General features: G+C 49.3%; 26 protein-coding genes, 1 tRNA gene and 2 riboswitches. Of the genes, 23 read left to right on the top strand and 4 right to left on the bottom strand.

Annotated elements, in window-relative coordinates; translation table 11 throughout:
- Window positions 1-54: 54 nt before the first annotated feature.
- The 3 genes from GC097_RS31660 to tadA form a co-directional block, all read right to left on the bottom strand.
- Complete coding sequence (locus GC097_RS31660) at window positions 55-1,263, bottom strand: MFS transporter (protein ID WP_171687247.1); 1,209 nt, start codon at window positions 1,261-1,263, stop codon at window positions 55-57.
- 983 nt (window positions 1,264-2,246) lie between these two features.
- Window positions 2,247-2,320 (bottom strand) — tRNA-Arg (locus GC097_RS31655).
- 100 nt (window positions 2,321-2,420) lie between these two features.
- Window positions 2,421-2,897 carry a tRNA adenosine(34) deaminase TadA gene (gene tadA / locus GC097_RS31650; RefSeq protein ID WP_312875757.1) on the bottom strand — a complete coding sequence of 159 codons (477 nt, stop codon included), beginning with the start codon at window positions 2,895-2,897 and terminating at the stop codon, window positions 2,421-2,423.
- A gap of 259 nt (window positions 2,898-3,156) precedes the next feature.
- Window positions 3,157-3,243: riboswitch (cyclic di-GMP riboswitch) on the top strand.
- A 100-nt stretch (window positions 3,244-3,343) separates the two neighbouring features.
- Here tadA and GC097_RS31645 point away from each other — a divergent pair.
- The 11 genes from GC097_RS31645 to glyA all read left to right on the top strand — a co-directional run bounded on the left by GC097_RS31645 (window position 3,344) and on the right by glyA (window position 13,172).
- Window positions 3,344-4,078 carry a PilZ domain-containing protein gene (locus GC097_RS31645; RefSeq protein WP_171687245.1) on the top strand — a complete coding sequence of 245 codons (735 nt, stop codon included), beginning with the start codon at window positions 3,344-3,346 and terminating at the stop codon, window positions 4,076-4,078.
- A gap of 78 nt (window positions 4,079-4,156) precedes the next feature.
- Window positions 4,157-5,257 carry a redox-regulated ATPase YchF gene (gene ychF, locus GC097_RS31640; protein ID WP_171687244.1) on the top strand — a complete coding sequence of 367 codons (1,101 nt, stop codon included), beginning with the start codon at window positions 4,157-4,159 and terminating at the stop codon, window positions 5,255-5,257.
- A gap of 32 nt (window positions 5,258-5,289) precedes the next feature.
- Window positions 5,290-6,366, top strand: coding sequence for a peptide chain release factor 1 (gene prfA, locus GC097_RS31635; RefSeq protein ID WP_171687243.1), 1,077 nt, complete (start codon window positions 5,290-5,292; stop codon window positions 6,364-6,366).
- Window positions 6,367-6,380: 14 nt separating this feature from the next.
- Window positions 6,381-7,250, top strand: coding sequence for a peptide chain release factor N(5)-glutamine methyltransferase (prmC, locus tag GC097_RS31630; RefSeq protein ID WP_246294581.1), 870 nt, complete (start codon window positions 6,381-6,383; stop codon window positions 7,248-7,250).
- A gap of 100 nt (window positions 7,251-7,350) precedes the next feature.
- Window positions 7,351-8,115, top strand: coding sequence for a stage II sporulation protein R (gene spoIIR, locus GC097_RS31625; RefSeq protein ID WP_171687242.1), 765 nt, complete (start codon window positions 7,351-7,353; stop codon window positions 8,113-8,115).
- Window positions 8,116-8,149: 34 nt separating this feature from the next.
- Window positions 8,150-9,220 (top strand): L-threonylcarbamoyladenylate synthase, encoded by a 1,071-nt coding sequence (locus GC097_RS31620; protein WP_171687241.1) that lies wholly within the window; start codon window positions 8,150-8,152, stop codon window positions 9,218-9,220.
- A gap of 64 nt (window positions 9,221-9,284) precedes the next feature.
- A complete protein-coding gene (locus GC097_RS31615) occupies window positions 9,285-9,845 on the top strand; it encodes a manganese efflux pump MntP (protein WP_246294580.1) in 561 nt (186 codons plus the stop codon).
- A gap of 114 nt (window positions 9,846-9,959) precedes the next feature.
- Window positions 9,960-10,562, top strand: coding sequence for a low molecular weight protein arginine phosphatase (locus GC097_RS31610; protein WP_171687240.1), 603 nt, complete (start codon window positions 9,960-9,962; stop codon window positions 10,560-10,562).
- Between the two features lie 57 nt (window positions 10,563-10,619).
- Window positions 10,620-10,700: riboswitch (ZMP/ZTP riboswitch) on the top strand.
- 103 nt (window positions 10,701-10,803) lie between these two features.
- Entirely contained in the window at window positions 10,804-11,262 is a 459-nt protein-coding gene (gene rpiB, locus GC097_RS31605; RefSeq protein ID WP_171687239.1) for a ribose 5-phosphate isomerase B, read from the top strand.
- Window positions 11,263-11,274: 12 nt separating this feature from the next.
- On the top strand, window positions 11,275-11,880 hold the full coding sequence (locus GC097_RS31600) for a TIGR01440 family protein (RefSeq protein ID WP_171687238.1): 606 nt from the start codon (window positions 11,275-11,277) through the stop codon (window positions 11,878-11,880).
- 41 nt (window positions 11,881-11,921) lie between these two features.
- Complete coding sequence (gene glyA, locus GC097_RS31595) at window positions 11,922-13,172, top strand: serine hydroxymethyltransferase (RefSeq protein WP_171687237.1); 1,251 nt, start codon at window positions 11,922-11,924, stop codon at window positions 13,170-13,172.
- 256 nt (window positions 13,173-13,428) lie between these two features.
- Here glyA and GC097_RS31590 read toward each other — a convergent pair whose 3' ends face one another.
- On the bottom strand, window positions 13,429-14,718 hold the full coding sequence (locus GC097_RS31590; protein ID WP_171687236.1) for an MFS transporter: 1,290 nt from the start codon (window positions 14,716-14,718) through the stop codon (window positions 13,429-13,431).
- Between the two features lie 183 nt (window positions 14,719-14,901).
- On the opposite strand from GC097_RS31590, the gene GC097_RS31585 reads away from it, so the two are divergent.
- From GC097_RS31585 to atpD, 12 genes are all read left to right on the top strand, one after another.
- Complete coding sequence (locus tag GC097_RS31585) at window positions 14,902-16,728, top strand: ABC transporter substrate-binding protein (RefSeq protein WP_171687235.1); 1,827 nt, start codon at window positions 14,902-14,904, stop codon at window positions 16,726-16,728.
- Window positions 16,729-16,913: 185 nt separating this feature from the next.
- Window positions 16,914-17,543 (top strand): uracil phosphoribosyltransferase, encoded by a 630-nt coding sequence (gene upp, locus GC097_RS31580; protein WP_171687234.1) that lies wholly within the window; start codon window positions 16,914-16,916, stop codon window positions 17,541-17,543.
- Window positions 17,544-17,573: 30 nt separating this feature from the next.
- Window positions 17,574-18,710, top strand: a complete 1,137-nt coding sequence (gene wecB, locus GC097_RS31575; protein ID WP_171687233.1) for a non-hydrolyzing UDP-N-acetylglucosamine 2-epimerase — start codon at window positions 17,574-17,576, stop codon at window positions 18,708-18,710.
- 224 nt (window positions 18,711-18,934) lie between these two features.
- Complete coding sequence (locus tag GC097_RS31570) at window positions 18,935-19,156, top strand: AtpZ/AtpI family protein (RefSeq protein ID WP_171687232.1); 222 nt, start codon at window positions 18,935-18,937, stop codon at window positions 19,154-19,156.
- The gene (locus GC097_RS31565; RefSeq protein ID WP_171687231.1) at window positions 19,156-19,536 is read left to right on the top strand and encodes an ATP synthase subunit I; all 381 of its coding nucleotides are present in this window, start codon (window positions 19,156-19,158) and stop codon (window positions 19,534-19,536) included. The genes GC097_RS31570 and GC097_RS31565 overlap by 1 nt, the downstream gene beginning before the upstream one ends.
- A 33-nt stretch (window positions 19,537-19,569) precedes the next feature.
- Window positions 19,570-20,265 (top strand): F0F1 ATP synthase subunit A, encoded by a 696-nt coding sequence (gene atpB, locus GC097_RS31560; protein WP_157318598.1) that lies wholly within the window; start codon window positions 19,570-19,572, stop codon window positions 20,263-20,265.
- A gap of 77 nt (window positions 20,266-20,342) precedes the next feature.
- Window positions 20,343-20,567, top strand: coding sequence for a F0F1 ATP synthase subunit C (atpE, locus tag GC097_RS31555; RefSeq protein ID WP_028556930.1), 225 nt, complete (start codon window positions 20,343-20,345; stop codon window positions 20,565-20,567).
- A gap of 78 nt (window positions 20,568-20,645) precedes the next feature.
- Window positions 20,646-21,131, top strand: a complete 486-nt coding sequence (gene atpF, locus GC097_RS31550) for a F0F1 ATP synthase subunit B (RefSeq protein WP_171687230.1) — start codon at window positions 20,646-20,648, stop codon at window positions 21,129-21,131.
- Complete coding sequence (locus tag GC097_RS31545; protein WP_171687229.1) at window positions 21,128-21,661, top strand: F0F1 ATP synthase subunit delta; 534 nt, start codon at window positions 21,128-21,130, stop codon at window positions 21,659-21,661. Before atpF ends, GC097_RS31545 begins: the two co-directional genes overlap by 4 nt.
- Window positions 21,662-21,693: 32 nt before the next feature.
- Window positions 21,694-23,208: a F0F1 ATP synthase subunit alpha gene (gene atpA / locus GC097_RS31540; RefSeq protein WP_171687228.1), complete on the top strand. Its 1,515-nt coding sequence runs from the start codon at window positions 21,694-21,696 to the stop codon at window positions 23,206-23,208.
- A gap of 130 nt (window positions 23,209-23,338) precedes the next feature.
- Window positions 23,339-24,196 carry an ATP synthase F1 subunit gamma gene (gene atpG / locus GC097_RS31535; RefSeq protein ID WP_171687227.1) on the top strand — a complete coding sequence of 286 codons (858 nt, stop codon included), beginning with the start codon at window positions 23,339-23,341 and terminating at the stop codon, window positions 24,194-24,196.
- Between the two features lie 50 nt (window positions 24,197-24,246).
- The gene (gene atpD, locus GC097_RS31530; RefSeq protein ID WP_171687226.1) at window positions 24,247-25,644 is read left to right on the top strand and encodes a F0F1 ATP synthase subunit beta; all 1,398 of its coding nucleotides are present in this window, start codon (window positions 24,247-24,249) and stop codon (window positions 25,642-25,644) included.
- Window positions 25,645-25,678 lie beyond the last annotated feature (34 nt).

Raw genomic sequence — 25,678 nt, 5'->3', positions numbered from 1 at the left:
CTGCACTTCAGGCAAAAGAAAAGAACGAATCGTTACGATCCGCTCTTATTTCAGTTAAAGCGCAGCGGTAGAGCCGCTGGACTTGACCGCGGACATCTTAGGCGTATTTCGTACGAACCATTGAGACAGCAGAGCGCTGAGCACACCAAGAACGCCTAGCACGATAAAGCCTTGATTCAAAGAGAACCAATCTCCAATCACGCCCATCAGCACAGGGCCAACGAACATCCCCAACCCATAGATCGCTTGGAAAAAGCCCATTGCCGTCGCCCGCTTTTCGGCAGGCATATGTTTAATGCTCATCCCCATCAGCAGCGTAAAAGAAAGTCCCCGTCCAAAGCCGGCAAAAGCCTGCGTTATCATAAGCACCCATAAATGATGCGTAAAAGGGACCGTAAAGGTAAATACCCCCATGAGAACAAAGCCCCAAACAACCATTCGTTTCTCGCCATATTTGGCCGCCCATTTGCGCCCGCCGAATAGGGAGGCTAGTGCAACAGGTACATTGGCAAATAACGAAAGCATGGATAACGAGAATTTATCGGCTCCTAACGATGTGGCATAGACGGGAGTAAACCCGAAGACCGTAGCGAAGATCAGCACCTGCGACAAAATAGCAAGCAAGGACACGAAGAGGAGCTTACGGTCTGTGGCGACGTCTCCAATTCCCCGCAGTGTAATTTTAGGCGCATCAGGCTCTATTTTCTCGATCAAAAAGAAAGAACCGATGAATCCGAGCAGCCCCAGCAGCGCACCTAAAATAAAAGCTGCCTCCCAGCCGAGCGAGTCTGCCGCCCATCCGGCCGATAGAATGCCGAGCACCTGGCCTAGGGAGTTGAAAAAGGAAATCGTACCGATCGCTTTCGTGGACTCCTCATGCTTATAGTAGCTCGTAAATAAGACGGTGAAGTCGACCCATGTTGCCGCGGCCGCCCCCGCCAATGCCCGGAGAATCAGAATCCACGTGAAATCGTGGGTGATATAGAGGCCGAGCCCGCCGATGGCTGTAAAAAACAACCCGAATGTAATAAAAAGCTTTCGTTTATGAAAGCGGTCCGACATGATGCCTACGGGGATGCGCAGAAGCATTTGGGAAATCCCATACATGCCAACGATCCATCCCGCCAATTGGTGATTCCCGCCAAGGAACTCCACATAAGGCGCCATGATGGGAACGCTCGTATACATGGACATCCAGAACAGCAGCGTAACTGCGCAAAATAAAGGAATGCGATAAGAGCTTGGAATTTTGTTAATTGCCACGGGGGTGCTCCTTTCAAACCTAATCTACCGTTTATTATAGAACATCGTCTGTAGCAAGGCTATGACAGGATGGTTGCAAAATAAGGCAACGTGTGGAGAGCACGTACCTCCTTCTTTTTTGTGCCGCGGAGCATCCCTTTTCACGCAGAAATATGGACTATATTGTACTTTGTACAATGCAGAAGCGGCTTTTTCCTCTCCATCGTCATCTTCATTGCACAAAGTACACTCATTTTGACCTCTATGCTTCGATAACCTCTCCTCCCCCTCCAAAACGTTGCACAAAGTACAATGAAGATCAGCGTTATGGCCGGATTTCAGTCATTTTGTTGCATAACGTACAACATAGGATGTGCTATTGCCTGAGACCTCGCGCTCAGAGTCAGAGTACCCCTGCTCATTTTGGGAGGACCCTCCCTCTTTTTCATTGTTAATATCGTTTGAAAAAGGTCTTACTTGTGCTCATGTTGATTACGCTGATTTATTTGCCGGGATATGTGGATAGTTTATTCACATGTGGACGGGCGCTAAAAAAGAAGAACAGGACAGTGAAGATAACTCTGTTGATTGGATTTTTTAGTCAGGCTTAACTGTTTGTCCCTGTGGAGTGAAGTTGCTTTTTGTGGTTTAACTGACATAGGCAGAAAATAAAAGACGCTTAGGAATAATCCTAAGCGTCTTGATTTTCATGTGAGGGTTGAGTAAGATTCAAGCGAAGAAGCCTACACTTTCTATTTGTGCGAAGTGTGAGCACTGGCGCTCATATATAGGGAACTACAGGGCGCTATTTTAGCAAGAATAGTCCTTTCAACGCGCGAGAGGGAACTGTGGTCCTCTATTTGGCCATTCGGAGTTGGAATGAGCTCTATTTGCTGAAATAAGACCCTGTAGTTCCGCATTAGCACCCGAAACTCCGCTTTGGACCTAAATAGCGCCCTGTGGTTCCTTTATTCCGGGTACCCTTATTCACGCTTCTAAGTAAACGCGCCCGAGATGATTCGAACATCCGGCCTACAGTTTAGGAAACTGTTGCTCTATCCTGCTGAGCTACGGGCGCATAGCAAGGATTATGATAGCACGAAGCCTTGTGTAGCGCAACTTTTTTGGGTGGCCACATTTTATCTTGTGCCGCTAAAAAAATGAGCTCGTGGGAACGCCTACTCCTTCCCCCGCAGCTTGCGGAAAAACTGCGTCAGCATCGTCGCGCACTCCGCCTGCAGCACGCCGCTAACCACATCAACCCGGTGATTGAACCGGTCCTCCTGCAGCAGGTTCATCAGCGTTCCCGCGCAGCCGGCTTTGGGATCGGTCGTACCGTAGATCACCTGCGGAACCCGCGCTTGGACAATGGCTCCCGCACACATCGGACAAGGCTCCAACGTGACGTAGAGCTTGCAGTCGAGCAAACGCCAAGCTTGCAGGTGCTCGCTAGCCTGCTTAATGGCAATCATTTCAGCATGAGCCAGAGGATCCAGCGTGGTTTCACGAAGATTGTAGCCGCGGCCGATAATTTGACCTTGATGGACAACAACAGCGCCGATGGGCACCTCGCGAATGGCTTCGGCTTTCCGTGCTTCTTCAATAGCTGCTTTCATCCAGGGAATATGTTCATTATGCTCATTATGTTCATCCACAGGGGGACACCTCGCTAAAAATAATCTTATCCACATGTGTACAAGGAATCGAACAAATATTCGTTGTTAACAACCTGTGGATAACAATGTGTATAACTTAAAAAGTTGTGGATATGTAATTCTTTTTACATTCATACAACAAATACAATCCGTATGCAAGAGATTTAGTTGATAATAAGATCTGCCATCCGTATAATGAGAAGTAACGTAGGTCTTTTAGACCATAAAGAACGAGATAAGTATGAATTTCATTTGCAGGATTCGATAATGGCAAACTTGCCGAAAGGCAAGGACGCAAAGCTGAGGGTCTACCGTTCCATGGAACTATGACAGCCTGGTTACCGAAAATCGATGCTTTTTTGGGTTGAGGTAATAGGCTGTTCCCGCGGTAAAGGGGCAGTCTATTTTTTTATATAAGGAACACGGAGGAAGGTGTTGATGAACAAATGGCGAGCAGACAAAAAGCTATGAAGTTTTATGGCAGCAAAGAAGGGTACGACGCTGATGTCATGATTGAAAGCAAAGCGATGCTGAGCAAGGACGATTTCGTTGCTACAGGCGTGCTGACGTATGCGCTCGGTGATATTATTGAGGTGGAGCTGCCGGAATATGATAATTTTGCGCTGGGCGATAAATGTAAAATGACCGTCTATACGAGGTCCGGGCTGTTTGTCATAGAGACAACGGTCGTGGCCAAGGAGCAGGGCTCTCTCATTGTCCTGAATCCGCCTGAAAACCGCAGGAAATTTACGGAGAAAAGGGAGTTCCCTCGCGTGGATGTGAAGAATGAGGGGCTGCTTTTCGGACTTCAAGACAAAAATAAGCGGAATAAACATCAATTCGATGACCCTATCAGGTTCTCTATCAAAAATATATCCGTCAACGGCCTAGGTTTCACAATCAACGAGAACGCTATGCTTGAAAAGGTCATCCAAAAGCATTCCCAGCTTGAAGTGGAGTTGATTTTGGGCTTTTTGGTGCCATGCACAATGGAAATTGTTCGGCAAGAAAAAACGAATGAAGGTTATTACTACGGGGCAAGCTTTATCTCCATACCGGAAGAGAAAACGAACGCGCTGCGCGGCTTTATTTTAAAAAATCAGATCGAAACCTATTTCGTCCAGAAGCGGGAAAATGAAACGAAAAAAGCGCTGGAAAAAAAGTCTGCGGCTAATCAATAGCCTTCAGGCTTTTTTTTGCGTTCCAAGTACTATATAATAAGAAGGATGATTTTTGAAAATTAAGGAGTTGTAACTACAATGGCTTTGAAAGCAGGTATCGTCGGTCTACCGAACGTAGGAAAATCGACATTGTTTAATGCAATTACACAGGCGGGGGCAGAATCTGCGAACTATCCGTTCTGTACGATAGATCCGAATGTTGGGGTAGTTGAAGTACCGGACGAGAGAATGCATAAGCTGGTAGAGATGATTGTCCCTAAAAGCATTGTCCCGACCGCCTTTGAATTCGTTGATATTGCGGGTTTGGTAAAGGGCGCGAGCAAAGGCGAAGGGCTTGGAAATAAATTTTTGGCACACATTCGTGAAGTAGATGCGATCGTGCATGTTGTCCGTTGTTTTGAGGATGATAATATTACCCACGTATCCGGTAAAGTGGATCCGATTGGCGATATCGAGACGATTAATCTCGAATTGATTTTGGCTGACATTGAATCCGTGGAGAAAAAGATCGAGCGCTCCCGCAAAAACCTGAAAGGCGGCGACAAGAAGGTCGCAGCTGAGGTTGAGTGTCTGGAACGCATCAAGGAAGCTCTCTATAACGATCTGCCGGCGCGCAGCATTGATTTGAGCGATGATGAGAAGCTGCTTGTACGCGATCTTCATTTGCTGACCATGAAGCCTGTGCTTTATGCGGCAAACGTGAGTGAAGATGAAGTAGCAACAGCGGATGAGAATCCGTTCGTCAAAATCGTTCAGGAATACGCTGCGAAAGAAAACAACGAAGTTGTTTCGATCAGCGCGAAGGTAGAATCCGAGATTGCTGAACTCGAAGACGAAGAAAAAGCGATGTTCTTGGAAGAGTTGGGACTTCAAGAGTCCGGCTTGAATAGATTGATTAAAGCAGCTTATCGCAAGCTTGGCTTATATACGTATTTTACGGCTGGGGTGCAGGAAGTAAGAGCTTGGACGATCCGCAAAGGAACGAAAGCTCCTCAAGCGGCTGGCGTGATTCATACTGATTTCGAGCGTGGATTTATTCGTGCCGAGGTTGTGTCTTATACGGATTTGGTAACGGCTGGCTCCATGAATGGCGCGAAAGAAAAAGGGCAAGTGCGTCTGGAAGGCAAAGAGTACGTGGTGAATGACGGCGACGTTATGCATTTCAGATTTAATGTGTAACCCATAAAAAATAAAGAAAGGAGTGATCCGTTATGTTGGATCGACTTCAGTCCATTGTGGACCGCTATGAGAAATTAAGCGAGCTGCTGTGTGACCCGGATGTAACGAGTGATACGAAGAAGCTTAGAGAGTATTCGAAGGAACAATCCGATCTTCAGGAAGCCTACGATGCTTATAATGAATATAAGAGCGTGAGCGAGCAGCTGGCAGACGCGAAAGCGATGCAGAACGAGAAGCTGGACGATGAAATGCGTGAAATGGTTAAAATGGAGATCGAAGAGCTAAGCGAACAGTCTGCTAATCTAGAAGAACAGCTTAGAGTACTCATGATGCCAAAAGACCCGAATGACGATAAGAACGTCATCGTTGAAATTCGCGGAGCGGCAGGCGGCGATGAAGCTGCGCTGTTCGCAGGTGACTTGTACCGGATGTATACGCGTTATGCGGACGGGCAAGGCTGGAAAACGGAAATTCTGGATGCTTCCGTCAATGATTTGGGCGGATTCAAAGAGATTATTTTCATGATTACGGGTAAAGGCGCTTATAGCAAGCTGAAGTTTGAGAGCGGAGCGCACCGTGTGCAGCGTATTCCAGTAACCGAATCAGGCGGACGTATTCATACGTCAACGTCCACGGTTGTTGTGATGCCGGAAGCGGAAGATGTTGAGATCGTCATTCATGATGCGGATATTCGCGTAGATACGTTCTGCTCCAGCGGAGCGGGCGGTCAGTCCGTTAATACAACGAAATCAGCGGTTCGCGTGACGCACGTGCCTACGGGCATTGTTGCGACATGTCAGGACGGCAAATCGCAAAACTCCAATAAGGAGCAAGCGCTTCGCGTACTGCGTGCACGGATTTCGGATAAGATACGTGAGGAAGAGGAAGCGAAATACTCAGGTGAGCGTAAAAGCAAAGTCGGGACAGGTGACCGTTCGGAGCGGATTCGCACGTACAACTTCCCGCAAAGCCGGATTACGGATCACCGGATCGGCTTGACTTTGCATCGTTTGGAAACTGTTCTAAACGGCGATATGGCGGAGATTGTTTCTGCACTAACTATTGCTGCACAGTCCGATGCTTTAGATAAAGGGGAGCAGGCAATGTGATGCCGACTGCCTCGATGACGATTAGAGAAGCCTATGTAGAGGCTTCTTCTTTTTTAGGGAAGCTGGGCGTGGCGGAAGCGGCTTCCTGTGTGGAGCTTTTGCTGCAGCATCTATTGGGCTGCAGCAGGACAGAGCTGCTGTTCCGCTTCCAGGAACAGTTTCCGGTGGAGCTGGCGGATGCATGGCGCCAGCTTGTAGAGAGGAAGGCTGCGGGTGAGCCGGTGCAGTACATTACCGGCGAGCAGGATTTCTACGGCCTTCCGTTTGCGGTGAGCCCGGCGGTGCTGATACCGCGGCCGGAGACGGAGCTGCTCGTGGAAGCTTTGCTCCACGAGGGCTCGCGTCTGTTCCCGCAAGGGGCTCCGCTGCTTGCGGATGTGGGCACCGGGAGCGGTATCATCCCGGTGACCGTGGCTCACGCGCGCCCGGACTGGCGCGTGGCCGGCAGCGACATCTCCGCGGCAGCGCTGGAGATGGCCCGTTCGAACGCGCAGCGGCACGGCGTGGCTGCGCGGGTGGAGTGGCTCGAGGGGGACCTCCTCGAGCCTTATATCCAGCGCCGGATCGCTCCGGATATACTGGTGTCCAACCCACCGTATATTCCTGATGGCGATCTCCCGGCGCTGATGCCGGAGGTGCGGCTGTTCGAGCCGCACACGGCTTTGTTCGGCGGTGTCGAGGGACTCGACCTGTACCGCCGGATGATTGGGCAGCTGCCGCTGCTGCCGCGAATCCCGACCGTGGTCGGGTTCGAGGTCGGCATCGGGCAGGCGGAGGCTGTCGCGGCGATGCTGCGCGCCGCCGCGGATTGGGAGCAGATCCGGTTCGTGCCGGATCTGCAGGGTATTGATCGCCATGTGATCGCGATCCGGCCCAGCAAGTGACTCTACCAATCCTATCAAATTTAAATAGATTACTAGGTTTAGCCTCTCCTCTTTTTGCCTATACTGGCTAGTAGAAGCGAAGGGAAAGGGGCTTTTCATTATGGTAAAAAGAACGGATCGTCATTCATTTAAACATTTATTATTCGTGGCTTTTGCACTTATTGTTATGATTACTTGCTGGGAGTCTAATCGTACGAATGCGGCGGTTATTTCGCCTACGATACCGGAAGAGTCAATTAGGCTGCGGATTCTAGCAAACTCGGATTCTGCTCAAGACCAGGCTCTTAAGCGTGAGATTCGAGATGCGATTATTGCGCGTATGCAGGATTGGGTCGTTGGACCTCACTCGCTGGATGAGGCCAGAGCGGTGGTTACGGCTCATTTGCCGGAGTTCGATGCGCTTGTCGGGCAAATGATCGAAGCCCGGGGTTATACTTATACGCATACGGTTGAGCTTGGCAAAGTTCCTTTCCCTACAAAGATGTACGGTAACGAAGTGTACCCTGCAGGCGATTACGAAGCGCTTCGCGTCACGATTGGCAGCGGTGAAGGTCAGAACTGGTGGTGTGTGTTGTTTCCGCCGCTTTGCTTTGTAGACTCTGTTTCCGGAGAAGCTGTGGCCGCAGCAGCAGTCGTAGCCAAAACGGAGGGCCAAGACAAGATCAAAACTTCACCTGCGCCAACAGCCAAAGACAGTAAAGCAGCTCAATCAACGGTTAAACAGGACAAAGAAGCGAAAGTAAGCACATTAAGCACATCAGGTTCATCAAGCACAAAAGAACAAGTACAGTCTGCTAGTTCGCAGCCTGAAGTGAAGTTTTTTGTCTGGGAAATGATCAAGAAAGTGGTTGCATGGTTTAGTTAATAACTTGAATTTATTTCGGAAGTAAGGATGATAGATGGTGACAAAGTATTGGAGAGTGGACCCGGATAAAGGAAGCGGCAGGGGTGGAGAATTAACGGAAGCGGCAGCGCTTCTGAGGAGCGGAGACACCGTCGCTTTCCCGACAGAAACGGTGTACGGGCTGGGAGCTGACGCTACGAATACCTCAGCGGTAGAACGTATTTTTTCAGCCAAAGGACGACCATCCGATAACCCACTGATCGTTCATATCGCTGATACCCGGCAGCTCACAGGTTTAATCGAGCCTGCTTGCGTCACGCCTGATCATCGCAGGCTTATGGAAGCTTTCTGGCCAGGTCCTCTTACTATTGTGCTGCCTGTGAAACCAGGCGGCATTTCGCCGTTGGTGACGGCCGGTCTTACGACGGTAGGCATAAGAATACCTGATCATCCGGTTGCTCTGCAGCTGCTTCGTGAAGCGGAACTTCCTATTGCGGCGCCAAGTGCAAATCGTTCAGGCAGACCGAGTCCGACACTGGCATCACATGTTAGAGAAGACCTTGACGGTCGAATCGGAGGCATTGTGGACGGTGGAGGAACAGGTGTCGGTGTCGAATCGACGGTGATCCAGCTTGTTCATGGCCAGCTGTATATATTGCGTCCTGGCGGTGTGACGGCGGAGCAATTGCAGTCCGCGCTGCCGGCTATTCGAATTCATGAGCCGGAACGGGAAGATGTGCAGGCTTCAGAAACGCCGCGTGCTCCGGGCATGAAGTATACGCATTACGCGCCGAAGGGGTACATGCATATCGTATTTGGTGACGATACGGATGCCGTGGCCGCTTGGATTCAGCGTGACATTCATGCGGCCAAGTCAAGAGGGGAATCGACCGGAATCCTTACTTTTGAGGAAAGAGCTTCCCGCTTTGAAGCTGATTTAGTTATTGCCTGCGGATCGTTAGCTGAGCCGGAAACGATTGCTCAGGAGCTGTATGCTGCATTAAGACAATTCGATCTGCAAGACATTCATTATATTGTCGCAGAAGGCTGCCCGGAAACGGGAATTGGTCAAGCGATCATGAATCGTCTGCGTAAAGCGGCAGGTCATCGGCTTGTACGTGTTTAGCTAGCATGATTCCCAGTTTGTCCGCATATCTTGGTTAAGAAAGCGGACAAGGGGGATCGTACTTATGCTCTTAAATGACGTTGACTTTGGGCAGATCATCACCATATTCATCATGGCGATTGCTCTGGGCTTGGATGCTTTTTCCTTGGGGATCGGCATCGGCATGAAGGGGATTCGCTTGATGGATATTTTGAAAATAAGCATTGTGATTGGCATTTTCCACATCATTATGCCGTTAATGGGCATGTTCATGGGGCAATATGTCTCGCTCTTGCTTGGCAATGTTGCTACAGCGGCTGGTGGATGTTTGCTCATTCTTTTGGGCTCCCATATGGTGTACAGTTCGATTCGCGGGGAGGAAGCGACTTCTTTTGATCATAGATCACTATGGGGTCTGACGATTTTCGCGCTTAGTGTCAGTATAGATTCGTTCTCTGTTGGAGTATCTTTAGGGATGTTTGCGACGGATATTTTGCTTACGGTGCTTGTGTTTGGTTTGTTCGGTGCTTTGCTTTCCATAGCCGGATTATTGGTCGGAAGACGGGTTAACGGTTGGGTTGGCGAGTATGGAGAGGCATTTGGCGGGCTTATTTTGCTCGCGTTTGGGATCAAGTTTTTGCTATGATACAATACAGGTGGAGAAGGCTCTGCCTTTGCTTACGAAGAAAGTTTTGCTACGCAAAACACAGTCTATGCTTACGAAGAAAGTTTTCCTACGGAAAACTCTTAGGAGGAACTCATGTTGCGAATTCTATTTGTCTGTACAGGAAATACGTGCCGCAGTCCATTAGCCGAAGGTTTGCTGCGTATCAGGGTGCACCAAGAAGGACTTGCGATGGAAGTTCGTTCGGCTGGGGTATCGGCGATGACGGGCGCTCCGATCTCCCGGAACAGTGCATCGCTCCTGCAAGAAGCGGGCTTCACGGAGTCCATCAGTTCGTTGGCGATTCAGGCGTCTGAAGTGAAGTGGGCAGATGTTATTTTGACGATGACAATGGGACATAAACGGACGGTGATCCAGCGATTCCCGGATGCGGTCGAGAAGACTTTTACGCTCAAAGAATATGTAGAGGATGACCATCAAGTCCTGCAGGCGATTGAGGAAAGGGAAAAACTTGTGACGGAAGTTCAGCTCAAGCAGGCACTGTCGCAGACGGTGACGGTTGAAGAAAGAAATCGTATTTATACCCTTGAACATGCCATTCCGGATTACGATATTTCTGACCCGTACGGGGGTTCGCTAGAGGTTTACCGGCAAACGGCGAAGGAAATAGGCGGGAGTTTAGATAAATTAGTTGCAAAGCTTCGAAGACAGAAAGAGGGCCCTCAGACTGGGAAATGATTTGCGGAATACGTCTTTACACCTGGGGCATAATGCGATAAAATGAACCTATCAAGCAAGACTCAATGTAACTGGCGACGAGTGGGATCAACCACAGTGGAGCATTGAGCTATACGGCCGGTCGCCTGGGCAAAAGAGCAACGCGCTATTTCTAGCGTGTCCGCTCTTTTTTTCGTTTTCTGGTGAACTTTGGGATATAATAGGATGGTCGAATTCGAACAAGCAAAGGAGCGTTCTACTCATGAAAATTGCGTTAGGTGCGGATCATGCAGGCTATCGTTTGAAAGATGTTATCATCCCCTTTATTGAATCATTAGGTCATCAGGTCATAGATTATGGCTGCAGCTGTGCAGATTCGGTCGATTATCCGGATTACGCGCTGCAAGTTTGCGAGCAAGTGGTTTCAGGCGGAGCCGACAAAGGAATTCTCATCTGCGGAACGGGCATCGGCATGTCCATCGCTGCGAATAAGGTTCCGGGGATCCGTTGCGCCCTGGTGCATGATCTCTTTTCCGCCAAAGCGACACGGGAACACAATGATACGAATGTCCTTGCTTTAGGGGAGCGTGTCATCGGACCGGGCGTTGCTGAGGAAATCGTCAAAATTTGGCTGGAAACGGAGTTTTCGCAAGGTGTCCGCCATCAGAACCGCATTAACAAAGTGCAAAGCATCGAAGATCGCTTCGCGATTCATCCTTAGAGGGCGACCGCGATGACAGATTCCATACTTCACACGATTGCAGAAGGCTTGGAAACAAATCTTCGTGAGTTGGTCAAGGTGGGCAGTCTGCAGCTAGGTCATATTCTGGTTATCGGTACGAGCACAAGTGAAATTCTCGGGCATCGAATCGGCACTTCGGGGACGCTGGATGCGGCCCGGCCGATTTTTGAAACGGCGCAGCGTATAAGCCGCGAGTTCGGACTGTACTTGGCCTTTCAATGCTGCGAGCATTTGAACCGTGCGCTCGTCATCGAAGAAGAACTGCTGTCCAGAGCTCCTCAGCTTGAGCCCGTAGCGGTTATTCCGGTGCCAAAAGCCGGCGGCTCGATGGCCTCGTACGCATACCGCCACTTTGCAAAGCCTGTCGTTGTCGAGACGATTCAGGCGCACGCCGGGATTGATATTGGCAGCACGCTGATCGGGATGCATTTGCGGCGGGTTGCCGTACCTGCAAGGCCCCCCGTGCGAAATATCGGTCATGCCTATGTGACCATGGCGTTTACACGGCCTAAACTGATTGGCGGTATAAGAGCTGTCTACTCGCCGGAGGCTGCCGAGCAGCTCTATCAGCAAGCCGCGCCGGATGCCGATTGCTAGGCTATATGTTTAGATAAATTATCCTTTAGGAGGAACTCCATATGACAAACTTTCTAAGCAAGCAAGATCCAAAAATCGTAGAAGCAATGAATCTAGAACTTGGTCGTCAACGCGACAAAATTGAGCTTATCGCCTCGGAAAACATCGTTAGCCAAGCGGTTCTCGAAGCAATGGGTACGGTTCTGACAAACAAATACGCAGAAGGCTACCCAGGCAAAAGATACTACGGCGGCTGCGAATATGTAGACATCGTAGAAGATATCGCTCGCGACCGCGCGAAAGAGCTTTTCGGCGCAGAGCACGCGAACGTTCAGCCGCATTCCGGTGCACAAGCGAACATGGCTGTTTACTTAGCAGCTCTTAACCCTGGCGACACGGTGCTTGGTATGAACCTGGCGCATGGCGGTCACTTAACGCACGGCAGCCCGGTGAATGCTTCCGGTATTCTTTACAACTTCGTAGCTTACGGCGTAAGCGAAAAAGATTTCCGCATCGACTACGACGATGTTCGCAAAGCGGCGTTCAAACATAAGCCTCGCATGCTCGTAGCAGGCGCAAGTGCTTACCCGCGCACGATCGATTTCGAAGCACTGGCTTCCATCGCTAACGATGTAGGCGCTCTGTTCTTCGTCGATATGGCGCATATCGCTGGTCTGGTTGCAGCCGGCTTGCATCCGAACCCGGTGCCGCATGCACATTTCGTTACAACAACGACGCACAAAACGCTTCGCGGTCCTCGCGGCGGTATGATTCTTACGCGCAAAGCTTGGGCAGCAGCAATTGATAAAGCTGTATTCCCTGGTTCCCAAGGCGGTCCTTTGATGCATACGATTGCAGCAAAAGCGGTATCCTTCGGCGAAGCTCTTCAACCGGAATTCAAAACATACGGTCAAAACGTAATCGACAATGCGCAAGCTTTGGCGACTGCACTGACAGCTGAAGGCATCAACCTTGTGTCCGGCGGTACAGACAACCACTTGATGCTGGTTGACCTGCGCAACCTGAACATCACAGGTAAAGATGCTGAGCACGTACTTGACGAGATCGGTATCACAGCGAACAAAAATGCGATTCCTTTTGACCCGACAAGTCCGTTCATCACAAGCGGTATCCGTCTAGGCACACCGGCTGTAACGTCCCGCGGCATGGGCATTGAAGCTATGCAAACGATCGCGAAAGTGATCGCACTTACGCTGAAAAGCCCGAAAGACGAAGCTGTGCTTGAGAAAGCTCGCGGCATGGTGAAAGATTTGACGGCGCAATATCCGTTGTACCCAGGTCTGACTTACTAATAAATACGAAGGGGCTGCTTCAAAAGGTCGTTAACGACCTTTTGAAGCAGCCCTTTTTTTGTGATCCTAAAATTAAGGGGAACTATGATCCTCTATTTAATCCGAAAGCCGCCAATTGGGCGATGTGTGGGAACTATGGTCCGCTATCTCAGCCATTCTGGTTGAAAACGAAGGTTTATTGTTTAAATAAGACCCTGTAGTTACCATTGATTGCTGGAAGAAGCTCATTTTTGCGAAATAGAGGACTCTGGTTTCCTTAACGGCTCCTAGGTGAAAATACCGCATGCTGCACCTTTTGCGATTCTTCCTTCAGGCTTGGCAGGATGGAGGCCAGCATGCCGATGCCGAGGACGCCGGTCGCTAGAATGTACACGGCCATAGCGCCCGACGGCAGGAAGCCGCCGATGATCATGTTAAGGCCGCTGAGCATGATGGCGACCCGATTGGTCATGCTACTCAGCGCCATATAGGAGCTGCGGGCATCATCCGGGACGAGCTGCACGAGGAGCGATTGCTTTAACGGCACATAGGTCAGCTCGCCGATTGTGGCCACGAGCATGAGCAGCAGCAGCAGGGCCGGCTGGTTGCCGAAAACCAGATACGTGTACCCGGCCACATTCAGGAACATGGCGAACAGCATGATGCGATTGTCGGAGTTCCCTTTGAGCAGACGGCCGACAAAAAGGGAAAGCAGGACAACGGCAATCGTATTCTCGGTACGCAGTACCCCGACCAGCGGTAAGCCGTCGATCGTCGACGATAGACCGGGCAACCACGGAGTTTGGTGAATATCTTGAGCGAGCCGGATACCGATGTACCCGTTTAAATTCATCTCTACGGACACGACCAGCACACTGGAGAGCAGATAGATCAAGAATCTGCGGTCCTGAAGCACTATTTTATAGCGTTCGATCATGGTAATGCGTTTAGTTAAGGCTGGACCCTGATTTTCTCCCGCGTTTCCGTTTGCTTCGGGCATTGTTTCTTTCATGAAGAAGGCGGTCACCAGAAGTGCAATGAGTGACATCCCGCCAGCAGCCAATAATAGCTCAAACAGATAGTCGCTGAAGAAATACCCGCCTATCATAGCGGCTACGGATATAGCGAGATTGTTGCTCCAATAGTTGATCCGGTAGATGGCTTTGCGCGTATCCGGCCCCGATACATCAATCAGCATGGCCTCAACGGCAGGTTTGCTTAGTCCCCAAGAAGCGCTGCTGATTATTGTCATGACGAGCGTAAGCTCGGCCGAATGCCAGAGAGGAGAATTCGCGAAGGTCATGATCGCATAGGACAGCATGGCGACCCCTTCCCCGAACAACATCAATTTCTTGCGTCCGATCCGGTCGGCGTAGTGTCCGCCAATGGTAGCGCTGACGAGAGCTACAATGATGGAAATCGTAGTGGCTGTGCCGGCCATCGTGGTACCGAGCGTACGGGCAAAATAAATCGACATGAACGGAACAACCATATTGCTGAGTATGTTGGTTAGAAAGCTAAGAGCAATGCGCAATCGCACATTAGGATGGAATTGAAAGAATGTCATGCTGCATCACCTGTTTCATAGAGTCGTAAAGTCTTGGTGCTACCCATCATAACAAATGACTCTAGGTTAAAAAGTGTATAGAGCTTTGAAAAACTTTCACCTTTTATTCCCTCCAAAGGCTGTTGACGAATCGGTGAGGTGCCCCTATACTCTTGGTAATTCGTGTAAATGGAGGGGATTTTCATGCAGCTGGCTTTACAATATGCGCAGTTAAAAACATCAATAACGCGCGTTTTACAGATCCCCCACACGTATATGGACGTGCCCGTCTCGGTTGAAGAAATTGCCGGCTACCTTTACTGTACGGAACGAAACGTGAAAATTCTGATTCGCAAAATGAGCGAGATGGGCTGGATTGTTTGGACACCGGGGCGCGGCCGCGGGCACCGCTCGGCCATTCGGTTTCTGGTTGCCGCTGAAGATCTGCTGCTGGCGGAAGCGAAAGTGCTTGTCGAGCAGGGAAACTTGAACAACGCGATGAGCTTGTTTCATATGGAGGGTCTTGATGGGGGTGTCATTGACCGGTTCCTGGCATGGCTGGGCAGTTATTTCGGCTACCGGGGCAACTGTGAGTCCGGCAACCCTGAGACGCTGAGGCTGCCCATGCAGTTCAGGGTATTGACACTCGATCCCGTCGATATACTCTTCTCCCGAGATCTCCACTTCGTGAAGCAGGCCTTCGACACGCTCCTCTATTACAATCCGCTCTGCGGCTGTCTGGAGCCGGGTCTCGCTCATGAGTGGGCTTGCAACGACAATGCGACCGTATGGACCTTTTATTTGCGAAAAAGGGTGCGATTCCATCATGGCCGCGAGATGACAGCAGACGATGTCGTCTTTTCATTCAACCGGCTGCGCTCGCTGGGTACGGAGTACTCGCCGAACCGTTGGCTGCTGAGGTCCGTCAGAGAGATTCGCGCTGTGGACCGGCTGACGGTCAGGCTGGAGCTGGATGCGCCGAATTATATGCTGCCTCACTATGTGAGCTCCTACCAGGCAGCGATTGTTCCCGCGGATGTTTATAGCGCGAGTAAGGTAGCGGATGCCAGCATGCTTCCCGTTGGAACGGGTCCTTTTCGAATTGCGAGGCATGATACGGGAGGCTTAACGTTAGAAGCGTTCGAGGATTACTATAAGGAGTGCGCCCATTTGGATCGCATCGAGCTTCTCTATGTGCCGGATAATGTCAGCGATCGAAGATGGCAGCAGCTGAACTTCCAAATGGGCAAGCTCAATCACTATAAACAGCCTGCCCCTGCGCATTGGTACAAAAAAGAAGTGATGATGCTGGGCTCCAGCACGCTCGTATTTAATTTTCGTAAAAAGGGTCCTCAACAAGAACTCAAATTTCGCCAAGCCATTCAGCTTATCCTGAACCGAAGCGGGTTGATCAAGGAATTAGGTCTTTATCATGCTAGACCTGCCGCCGACTTCCTGCCGCCGGAGTCTCCGACTGCAGAGCCGGAGGATCACCAGCCTGAGCGCGCGAAGGAGCTATTGAGAGAGTGCGGATACGAAGGCGAATCTATCACCATGATCTTTACGCTGAAGAACCGGCCTCATGCTGAATGGATTCAATCTTGCTGCCAGGCTGTCGGCATTGGGGTTGTCCTGAAGGAGTATACCTTTGAACAAATGACGAAGGTTCCCCTGTTGTTAGAAGCCGATGTCATTATCGGCGGAGTTGTGGCAGATGATGATGAAGCGCGCTGTCTGATCGAAGTGTACAAAGTAGGCAATCTAGCGGTTCGTACTTATGCGACGGATGAGCAGCGCCTGGTTTTTGATGAAACTATCGCAGCCATCGAAGCCGAGCCCGACGCGCAGGAGCGGTTGCAGCGAATCCGTGGCATGCAGGATCTCATTTCTGACAATTACGCGGTCTTGTTTCTTTTGCATACGACGCAGCAATTGGTGTACAGCCCTCATTTACAAGGGATTGCGTTCAATACGCTGGGCTGGTTTGATTTTAAAAACATTTGGTTTCGCTCTGATTCTATGGAAGAATAAGCGTATTTTAACACCGCTTGAGAGAAGATCTCAGGCGGTTTTTTATTTAAATAAGGAGATTCATGGTAGGTTTGGTTTTTCGGAGGATAAGTTGGATAACATATGATATAATGAACGAGGTTTGTCGTACCTTGACGCTAAATAGGTAAAATACATATAACAATGTGGTCTTTTAGGAGGAAATTATGGGGAAGTTATTTATTTGTGATCATCCGCTTATTCAGCATAAGCTTACCTTTATTCGGGATGAGAATACGAAAACGAAAGACTTTCGGGAGCTTGTGGACGAAGTGGCCACATTAATGGCTTATGAGATCACGAGAAATATTCAGCTTGAGCATGTTCAGGTAAAAACACCTGTAACAACAGCGAATTGCCGAATTATTTCCGGCAGAATGCTGGGACTCATTCCGATTTTGCGCGCAGGACTAGGGATGGTTGACGGTGTGCTTAAGCTGATCCCGGCTGCAAAAGTGGGACATGTTGGCCTTTACCGTGATCCGGACACGCTGCAGCCAGTCGAATATTATGTGAAGCTGCCGACAGATGTGCAGGAGCGGGAACTAATCGTGATTGATCCGATGCTGGCTACCGGGGGATCCGCCAATATGGCCATTGAAGTATTGAAGCGCAGAGGATGCACCCAAATCAAGCTGATGTGCTTAATTGCGGCGCCGGAGGGAGTTAAAGCGGTTCAGCAAGAGCATCCTGACGTTGATATTTATGTAGCGGCCGTAGATGACTACTTGAATGACCACGGCTATATCGTACCTGGACTGGGAGATGCGGGAGATCGTCTGTTCGGCACGAAATAAAAGACTTGTGACGATGGGGGAGAAGAATTAATGAAACGTTTGAAAGTCATTACGATCTTCGGCACTAGACCTGAAGCAATTAAGATGGCTCCTCTGATTAAGGAGCTGGAGAAGCATCCAGAGCATATCGAGTCGCTCGTTTGCGTAACGGCTCAGCATCGCCAGATGCTGGATCAGGTGCTCGACATTTTCAAAATTACACCGGATTATGATTTGAATGTCATGAAAGACCGCCAAACGCTGAATGAAGTTACGATGCGCGTGCTGCAGGGGCTTGAGCCTGTGTTTCAGGAAGCGCAGCCGGATCTTATTCTCGTGCATGGCGATACGCTGACGACGTTCCTCGCAAGCTATGCGGCTTTCATGCAGCAAATCCAAGTTGGACATGTCGAAGCGGGCCTTCGTACGTGGAACAAAATGTCGCCGTATCCGGAGGAAATGAATCGTCAATTGACCGGTGTGCTGGCCGATCTGCACTTTGCGCCAACGGATTTGTCTGCGGACAACCTGCGCAAGGAGAATAAATCCGAGTCGCAAATCTACGTGACGGGCAATACGGTAACGGATGTTTTCCAATATACGGTTGAAAAAGACTTCCAGCACCCGATCCTGGACTGGGTGGGGGACCGCAAGCTGATTCTGATGACGGCGCATCGCCGGGAATCGCAAGGGGAACCGCACCGCCAGATCTTTCGCGCGGTACGCCGCATTGCCGACGAATTCGAGGATATCGCGATCGTGTATCCGGTGCATTTGAGTCCTGCGGTTCAAGGACCTGCTCATGAAATATTGGGCAATCATCCGCGGATTAAACTGGTAGATCCTCTTGATGTAGTGGAAACCCATAACTTCTATCCGCATACGCACATGATTCTGACAGATTCGGGCGGTATTCAGGAAGAAGCGCCATCCTTCGGCGTGCCGGTGCTTGTACTCCGTGATACGACGGAGCGTCCGGAAGGCATTCAAGCAGGCACTTTGGAGCTGGTTGGAACGAATGAGGAGAAGGTCTATGAGCGTGCTCGCGCGCTGCTGACTGATGCAGATTTATACAACCAAATGAGCCAAGCTGCTAACCCTTACGGGGACGGCAAAGCATCCCAAAGAATCGCTCAAGCCATTCTGCATCACTTCGGCAAGGTCGCGGAGCGTCCTGAAACATTCTAACCGTGACAAAATCATGACAAACGCTACAGCGTACAGTTCGACTGTTTGGTTTGGAAACTCGCAATCCCTAGAGCCGCAAGGCTCTGAGGGGTTTTGGGCGGAGAGGCCTGTTAAGTTTCGTCAATTGACAAACCTCGCTTGCCTTCGATACAATAAATGAGGATTCGTAGCGCTATGTCTACGAAACAGGTTTTCCACAGCGGAAAGCCTTCAGGAGGGATGCGATGAAACGGCAAAATCCCAATGATAATCCGTGGCGGGCAGTAGCGTTAACTAGTGCGATTGGCATTGACCTTGCAGTTTGTTTAGGAGCCGGATACTTGTTCGGCGATTGGCTAACACGCGTACTAGGGGCACAATTCTGGTTGTTAGGCGGATTTTTGCTAGGGCTTGTAACCGGAATCATTAGCATTTACTTCATGATAAAGCGGTACGGAGGGCTATGATGGATGAATTTTCAGCCACTCTGAAAACGGTTCAAAATGTGTTTCTTTTCTTTTTATCCTTTTGTTTGGCTGCATGGGCGCTTCTTGTCGATTACCGGGTTTACTTTGCTGGCATTATGCTTGGATCTATGGCGAGTATGATCAACGCGAGGTTCTTGGCCTGGAAGATTAACAAGTTGGCAGCAGCTGCGATAGAGCAGAAAGGGCGCAAGGTGACCCTAGGTTTTCTGACAAGAGCAGCAATTGCTGGCTTCGCAGGTTTGGTTGCCGTTCGGTATCCGGAACATGTCGCTTTAACCACGACAATTATTGGATACTTTTTTGCTCAATTGGCAACACTCGTACTGGGTATTCTTTCTATTAGGAAGTCTAAGAAGTAATTCCATTCGATGAAAGGGGTGAAAATGGGAAATATGGAACATAAGGTACCAGAATTTGAGTGGTTAGGTATTCACTTCGACGCATCAGCACTTATGATGATCGGGATTACCACCATTATCGTGCTTATTCTTGCAATCGCAGGGGCTAGCCGTGCATCCGTAACGAATCCTTCAAAAATTCAAAACTTCATGGAATGGACGATTGAGTTTGTAGAAGGCATCATTGGAAGCACGATCGGTTCTAAGCACGGCAAAGGCTTTATCGCGCTTGGTCTTACGCTCATTATGTACATCTTTATCGGCAACATGCTCGGCCTTCCTTTCTCGATTGTGACGGAAGATCATGTATCATGGTGGAAATCACCGACGGCTGATATCGCTGTAACAGGAGCACTGACGGTTATTGTTATCGTACTAAGTCACTACTTAGGGATAACGCGTAACACGAAGCACTACTTCGCGCATTACTTTGAGTACAAAGGGGCAATGTTGATCCTTCATTTGATTGAAGTTGTATCAAAGCCGCTTACGCTCGCTTTCCGTCTTTACGGTAACATTTATGCAGGTGAAATTATGATATCTGTCATCATCGGAGCTGGTTGGTTTGGAATTGCGCCTCTCTTCGTATGGCAGGGCTTCAGTGTGTTCGTAGGTGCTATTCAAGCCTTCGTATTCACAATGCTGACAATGGTTTACATCTCGCAAACGTTAATCCACGAAGAACACTAAAAGCAAGACTTACCTCGGGTAGTCTCGAGTCACTTATACACAAAACAAACCTAAGAGTTTAAGGGAGGATTTTATCAATGGGAGCAATAGCATTAGTAGCAGCAGGTATCGTATTCGGTTTAGGAGCACTAGGTGCAGGTATTGGTAACGGTTTGATCGTAGGTCGCGCTTTGGAAGGTATTTCCCGTCAACCAGAACTACGTGGTACGCTTCAAACAACTATGTTTATCGGGGTAGGTCTAGTAGAGGCAATGCCGGTCGTTGCATTGGTACTTGCGTTCATTTTTATGGGGAAAGCTTAAGAAACCGTTTGGCGGGGATGGCCGTAGTCGCCACCACGCCTTCGTTTTGCCCACGTTATCAGAAGGGAGTGACGTTACTTGCATATTGAATGGTCCACATTTTTTATACAACTTATCGCGTTTTTGATTCTGTATGTGTTGCTTTCCAAGTTTGCGTTCGGTCCTCTGTTCGGCATGATGGAAAAACGCAGACAATTGGTTAAAGATCAAATCCAAACAGCTGAAGCAAGCCGTAAACAAGCTGATCAACTGTTAGAGGAACAAAAACAAGCACTGCAACAAACTCGTAAAGAAGCTTATGAAATCATCGAGCAAGCGAAACAAACTGGTTCTAAACAAGCTGATGATATTGTTCGTGCAGCTGGAGCTGAAGCAGCTCGTCTGAAAGATGAAGCTTTGAAAGATATTGAGAACGAGAAGAACAAAGCGGTTGCCGCTCTTCGCAGCCAAGTTGGCGCGATGTCCGTTCTAATTGCCTCCAAAATTATTGAAAAGCAAATCGACGAAAAGTCACAAGAGCAACTTGTTGAGCATTACCTCAAAGAGGTAGGAGGCAACGTATGAGTGACATCGTCGTAGCGAAGCGTTATGCCAGAGCTCTTTTTGAGGTAGCACAGGACAAAGGAATTATTTCCCAAGTCGAAGAAGAGCTGAAATCTGTAGCTAGTGCGATTAGGGACAATGCAGACTTGCAGAAGTTCCTGAACCATCCGAATATCGGGACGACCGCCAAAACGGACCTGCTGAAGCAGATTTTTGAGGGCAAAGTTTCCGAGCCGGTGTGGAACACGCTGCTGGTCTTGATTGATAAAGGAAGACAAACGATTTTGTCTGCTCTGGTGAGCGATTATGTGAAGATTGCGAATGAAGCGCTTGGACAAGCGAGTGCAACAGTTTATTCCGCTTTCACACTAACGGAAGCTCAACAAGCGGAAATTGCATCACATTTCAGCAAAGTTACGGGAAAAACGATTCGTGTTGCGACTGTTGTTGAGCCTAAGCTGCTCGGCGGCATCCAAGTGCGTATTGGTGACCGTTTATATGATGGAAGTTTGGCAGGCAAGTTAGACCGCCTATCCAAAGCTTTGGTTTAAAAAAAGCACTGTAAGAATAGGGGTGACGTTCGTTGAGTATCAAACCTGAAGAAATCAGCTCATTGATTAAACAACAGATTGAAAACTATAAATCCGATATGCAAGTGGTTGACGTAGGTACAGTCATTCAAGTCGGGGACGGTATCGCTCGTGCTCACGGTTTGGAAAACGTAATGGCAGGCGAACTGCTTGAGTTTTCAAATGGCGTTTTGGGCTACGCGTTTAACCTTGAAGAAAGCAACGTTGGTATCGTTATTCTCGGACCTTACAAAGATATCCGTGAAGGCGATCCAGTAAAACGTACAGGACGCATCATGGAGGTTCCTGTAGGGGAAGCTCTACTCGGCCGTGTCGTTAACTCCTTGGGTCAACCAGTTGATGGTCAAGGTCCAATTGCTACAACAGAATTCCGCCCTGTAGAGAACATGGCTCCAGGCGTAATGGCTCGTAAATCCGTTCATGAGCCAATGCAAACAGGTATCAAAGCGATTGACGCGATGGTACCAATCGGTCGCGGTCAACGTGAGTTGATCATCGGTGACCGTCAAACAGGTAAAACGGCGATTGCAATCGACGCTATCCTTAACCAAAAAGGTAGCGGCGTGAAATGTATCTACGTTGCTATCGGTCAAAAACAATCCACAGTCGTAGGCGTTGTTGAAAAACTTCGTGCTGCCGGCGCTTTGGAATACACAATCGTTGTAACTGCATCTGCTTCCGAGCCTTCACCAATGCTTTGGTTGGCTCCGTACTCAGGCTGCGCAATGGGCGAGTACTTCATGTACAAAGGCGAGCACGTATTGATCGTATACGATGACTTGTCCAAACAAGCTGCTGCATACCGTGAGTTGTCCCTCTTGCTACGTCGTCCACCAGGTCGCGAAGCATACCCAGGTGACGTATTCTACTTGCACTCCCGTTTGCTGGAGCGCGCTGCGAAATTGAACGATGATCTTGGCGGCGGTTCGATTACTGCACTTCCATTCATCGAGACACAAGCGGGCGATATCTCCGCCTACATTCCGACGAACGTAATTTCCATTACGGACGGTCAAATCTTCCTTGAGTCCGACCTGTTCTACTCCGGTCAGCGTCCAGCGGTTAACGTTGGTAACTCTGTATCCCGTGTAGGGGGCTCCGCTCAAACGAAAGCAATGAAAAAAGTTGCCGGTACACTGCGTGTAGACTTGGCACAATACCGTGAGCTTGCTGCATTCGCAGCGTTCGGTTCCGACCTTGACAGAGCGACGAAAGCTCGTCTGGATCGCGGGGTTCGCACACTCGAAATCTTGAAGCAAGGCGTGCATCAGCCGCTTTCGCTTGCAAAACAAGTTTGCTCCCTGTACACAGTTGTTAAAGGTCACTTGGATGACATTCCAGTACAAGACGTAACTCGTTTCGAGCAGCAGTTCTTGGCTTACCTGGAATCCAACCGTCCGGAAATCTTGAATAGCATTAATGATACGAAAGACATTTCTGCGGATAACGACAAAGCACTGGTTGATGCAATCAACACGTTCAAAAAGAGCTTCGCAGTTTCTGAATAAAATTTGAATACCTGAGCTTTTCTTCATGGAAAGCCAGGTACTCCGTTTATGCCTGAGATTGGGTGCAAGCTGCCTGAGATCAGGCCTTCGAATGAAGGCTTTCCAAAGCCTCAAAAGAGAGGTGACAGGTATGGCAAAAGGAATGCGCGAGATTAAGCGCCAAATCAAATCGACACAAAACACGAAGCAAATTACGCGCGCGATGGAAATGGTCGCAGCAGCGAACTTGCGTCGGGCTCAGCAAGCTGCGGAAGCGGCTCGTCCTTATTCGGATAAGCTGAAAGAAGTAGTTGCTAGCATCGCTGCAGGCTCCAAAGGTGTGAAACATCCAATGCTGCAAACGCGCGAAGTGAAGAAAACAGCTTACTTGGTAATCACTTCGGATCGTGGTTTGGCTGGAGGCTACAACGCGAACGTATTGCGTAAGGCTATGACGGAGATTCGCGAAAGACATCAATCCACGTCGGAATATGCTGTTTTCGTAATTGGACGTAAAGGTAGCAATTTCTTCAAAAAACGCAATGTTCAGATCGTTCAAGAAGTTACAGGACTTCCGGATTCTCCGAAGTTCTCGGATATCAAATCGATTGCGGCTTCTGCAGTTGCTAATTTTGAGAAGGGCTTGTACGACCAATTATTCTTGGTGTACAACAAATTCCAAAATGCAATCAGTCAGATACCAACTATGGTTCGCTTGCTTCCTATGGAGGAAGTAAAAGGTTCGTCTACGGCTAGCTACGAATATGAGCCGTCTGCGGAAGGCGTTCTAGAAGTGCTGCTGCCTAAATATGCGGAAACGATTATTTACAGCGCGGTATTGGAAGGTAAAGCAAGTGAGTTCGGTGCGAGAATGACGGCGATGAACTCGGCAACGAAAAATGCAACGAAGATGATCAGCAGCTACACATTAGCATACAACCGTGCACGTCAAGCTGCCATTACGCAAGAAATTGCGGAAATCGTCAGCGGCGCGAACGCGAACGCTTAATTGATAAAACGCCTCGTTTCAGAGGCGAAGCTTTTCTTAGGAGGGAAACCATGAGCAAAGGGCGCGTTGTGAATATTACAGGGCCTGTCGTCGACATTGAGTTCGGACGCGGACAACTCCCTGAAATTCTGAATGCAATCAAGATTGAAAAAACGGAAGCCGGACAAACGGTTACGATTACGGTTGAAGCGGCGGTTCACCTTGGTGACAACCTCGTTCGCTGCGTAGCGATGTCTTCCACGGACGGACTTGTACGTGGTGCTGAAGCTACAGACACAGGAGTTCCAATCACTGTACCTGTAGGTGCTGCAACACTAGGTCGCGTATTCAACGTAGTTGGAGATCCTATCGATGGTATCGAAACCGTTGATCGTACGTTGACTAGTCCAATTCATAAAGAAGCTCCTGCATTCGAGAACTTGTCCACGAAATCGGAAGTTCTTGAAACAGGTATTAAAGTTATTGACCTTATGGCTCCTTACGCAAAAGGTGGTAAAATCGGTCTCTTCGGCGGCGCGGGTGTAGGTAAAACCGTAACGATGCAAGAGCTGATTCACAACATCGCGCAAGAGCACGGCGGTATCTCCGTTTTCGCAGGCGTTGGCGAGCGTACTCGTGAAGGTAATGACCTTTACCACGAGATGAAAGACTCCGGCGTAATCGCGAAAACAGCAATGGTATTCGGTCAAATGAACGAGCCTCCTGGTGCGCGTCTTCGCGTAGCTTTGACAGGTTTGACAATGGCTGAATATTTCCGTGACGTTGAAGGCAGAGACGTTCTTCTGTTCGTCGACAACATCTTCCGTTTCACACAAGCAGGTTCCGAGGTTTCGGCTTTGCTTGGTCGTATGCCGTCTGCGGTAGGTTACCAACCGACTTTGGCTACAGAAATGGGTCAATTGCAAGAGCGTATTACATCCACGAAAAAAGGTTCCGTAACATCGATTCAAGCGATTTACGTTCCTGCGGATGACTATACGGATCCGGCTCCAGCTACAGCGTTCGCACACTTGGACGCTACAACGAACTTGGAGCGTAGCATCGCGGCTGCGGGTATTTTCCCAGCGGTAGATCCACTTGCTTCCTCTTCCCGTATGTTGACGCCAGAAATTTTGGGCGAAGAGCACTATAAAGTAGCACAAGGTGTTAAACAAGTTCTTCAACGTTACAAAGAGCTTCTGGATATCATCGCGATCTTGGGTATGGATGAGTTGTCCGATGAGGACAAATTGGTTGTAACCCGTGCTCGTCGTCTTCGTCTGTTCTTGTCTCAGCCGCTTCACGTTGCTGAGCCGTTCAACGGATTCCCAGGCTTGTATGTACCATTGAAAGACACTGTGCGCAGCTTCAAAGAAGTTCTTGAAGGTAAGCACGACAACCTTCCTGAAGTAGCGTTCCACAACGTTGGTACGATTGAGGACGCAATCGAGAAAGCGAAAACACTGTAAGGTTACCAATGGTAATCTTGAGTGTTAGCTAAGG

It is taken from the genome of Paenibacillus planticolens (genome assembly GCF_013141725.1).
GTDB lineage: Bacteria > Bacillota > Bacilli > Paenibacillales > NBRC-103111 > Paenibacillus_E > Paenibacillus_E planticolens.
This window is presented reverse-complemented; position numbering and strand designations above follow the sequence as displayed.

What these genes read in the sequence shown, in the direction of transcription:
- GC097_RS31645 (WP_171687245.1), top strand. Translation starts at nt 3,344, where the DNA reads ATGGCGAGCAGACAAAAAGCTATGAAGTTTTATGGCAGCAAAGAAGGG.
- ychF (WP_171687244.1), top strand. Translation starts at nt 4,157, where the DNA reads ATGGCTTTGAAAGCAGGTATCGTCGGTCTACCGAACGTAGGAAAATCG.
- prfA (WP_171687243.1), top strand. Translation starts at nt 5,290, where the DNA reads ATGTTGGATCGACTTCAGTCCATTGTGGACCGCTATGAGAAATTAAGC.
- prmC (WP_246294581.1), top strand. Translation starts at nt 6,381, where the DNA reads ATGACGATTAGAGAAGCCTATGTAGAGGCTTCTTCTTTTTTAGGGAAG.
- spoIIR (WP_171687242.1), top strand. Translation starts at nt 7,351, where the DNA reads ATGGTAAAAAGAACGGATCGTCATTCATTTAAACATTTATTATTCGTG.
- GC097_RS31620 (WP_171687241.1), top strand. Translation starts at nt 8,150, where the DNA reads ATGGTGACAAAGTATTGGAGAGTGGACCCGGATAAAGGAAGCGGCAGG.
- GC097_RS31615 (WP_246294580.1), top strand. Translation starts at nt 9,285, where the DNA reads ATGCTCTTAAATGACGTTGACTTTGGGCAGATCATCACCATATTCATC.
- GC097_RS31610 (WP_171687240.1), top strand. Translation starts at nt 9,960, where the DNA reads ATGTTGCGAATTCTATTTGTCTGTACAGGAAATACGTGCCGCAGTCCA.
- rpiB (WP_171687239.1), top strand. Translation starts at nt 10,804, where the DNA reads ATGAAAATTGCGTTAGGTGCGGATCATGCAGGCTATCGTTTGAAAGAT.
- GC097_RS31600 (WP_171687238.1), top strand. Translation starts at nt 11,275, where the DNA reads ATGACAGATTCCATACTTCACACGATTGCAGAAGGCTTGGAAACAAAT.
- glyA (WP_171687237.1), top strand. Translation starts at nt 11,922, where the DNA reads ATGACAAACTTTCTAAGCAAGCAAGATCCAAAAATCGTAGAAGCAATG.
- GC097_RS31590 (WP_171687236.1), bottom strand. Translation starts at nt 14,718, where the DNA reads ATGACATTCTTTCAATTCCATCCTAATGTGCGATTGCGCATTGCTCTT.
- GC097_RS31585 (WP_171687235.1), top strand. Translation starts at nt 14,902, where the DNA reads ATGCAGCTGGCTTTACAATATGCGCAGTTAAAAACATCAATAACGCGC.
- upp (WP_171687234.1), top strand. Translation starts at nt 16,914, where the DNA reads ATGGGGAAGTTATTTATTTGTGATCATCCGCTTATTCAGCATAAGCTT.
- wecB (WP_171687233.1), top strand. Translation starts at nt 17,574, where the DNA reads ATGAAACGTTTGAAAGTCATTACGATCTTCGGCACTAGACCTGAAGCA.
- GC097_RS31570 (WP_171687232.1), top strand. Translation starts at nt 18,935, where the DNA reads ATGAAACGGCAAAATCCCAATGATAATCCGTGGCGGGCAGTAGCGTTA.
- GC097_RS31565 (WP_171687231.1), top strand. Translation starts at nt 19,156, where the DNA reads ATGGATGAATTTTCAGCCACTCTGAAAACGGTTCAAAATGTGTTTCTT.
- atpB (WP_157318598.1), top strand. Translation starts at nt 19,570, where the DNA reads ATGGAACATAAGGTACCAGAATTTGAGTGGTTAGGTATTCACTTCGAC.
- atpE (WP_028556930.1), top strand. Translation starts at nt 20,343, where the DNA reads ATGGGAGCAATAGCATTAGTAGCAGCAGGTATCGTATTCGGTTTAGGA.
- GC097_RS31545 (WP_171687229.1), top strand. Translation starts at nt 21,128, where the DNA reads ATGAGTGACATCGTCGTAGCGAAGCGTTATGCCAGAGCTCTTTTTGAG.
- atpG (WP_171687227.1), top strand. Translation starts at nt 23,339, where the DNA reads ATGGCAAAAGGAATGCGCGAGATTAAGCGCCAAATCAAATCGACACAA.
- atpD (WP_171687226.1), top strand. Translation starts at nt 24,247, where the DNA reads ATGAGCAAAGGGCGCGTTGTGAATATTACAGGGCCTGTCGTCGACATT.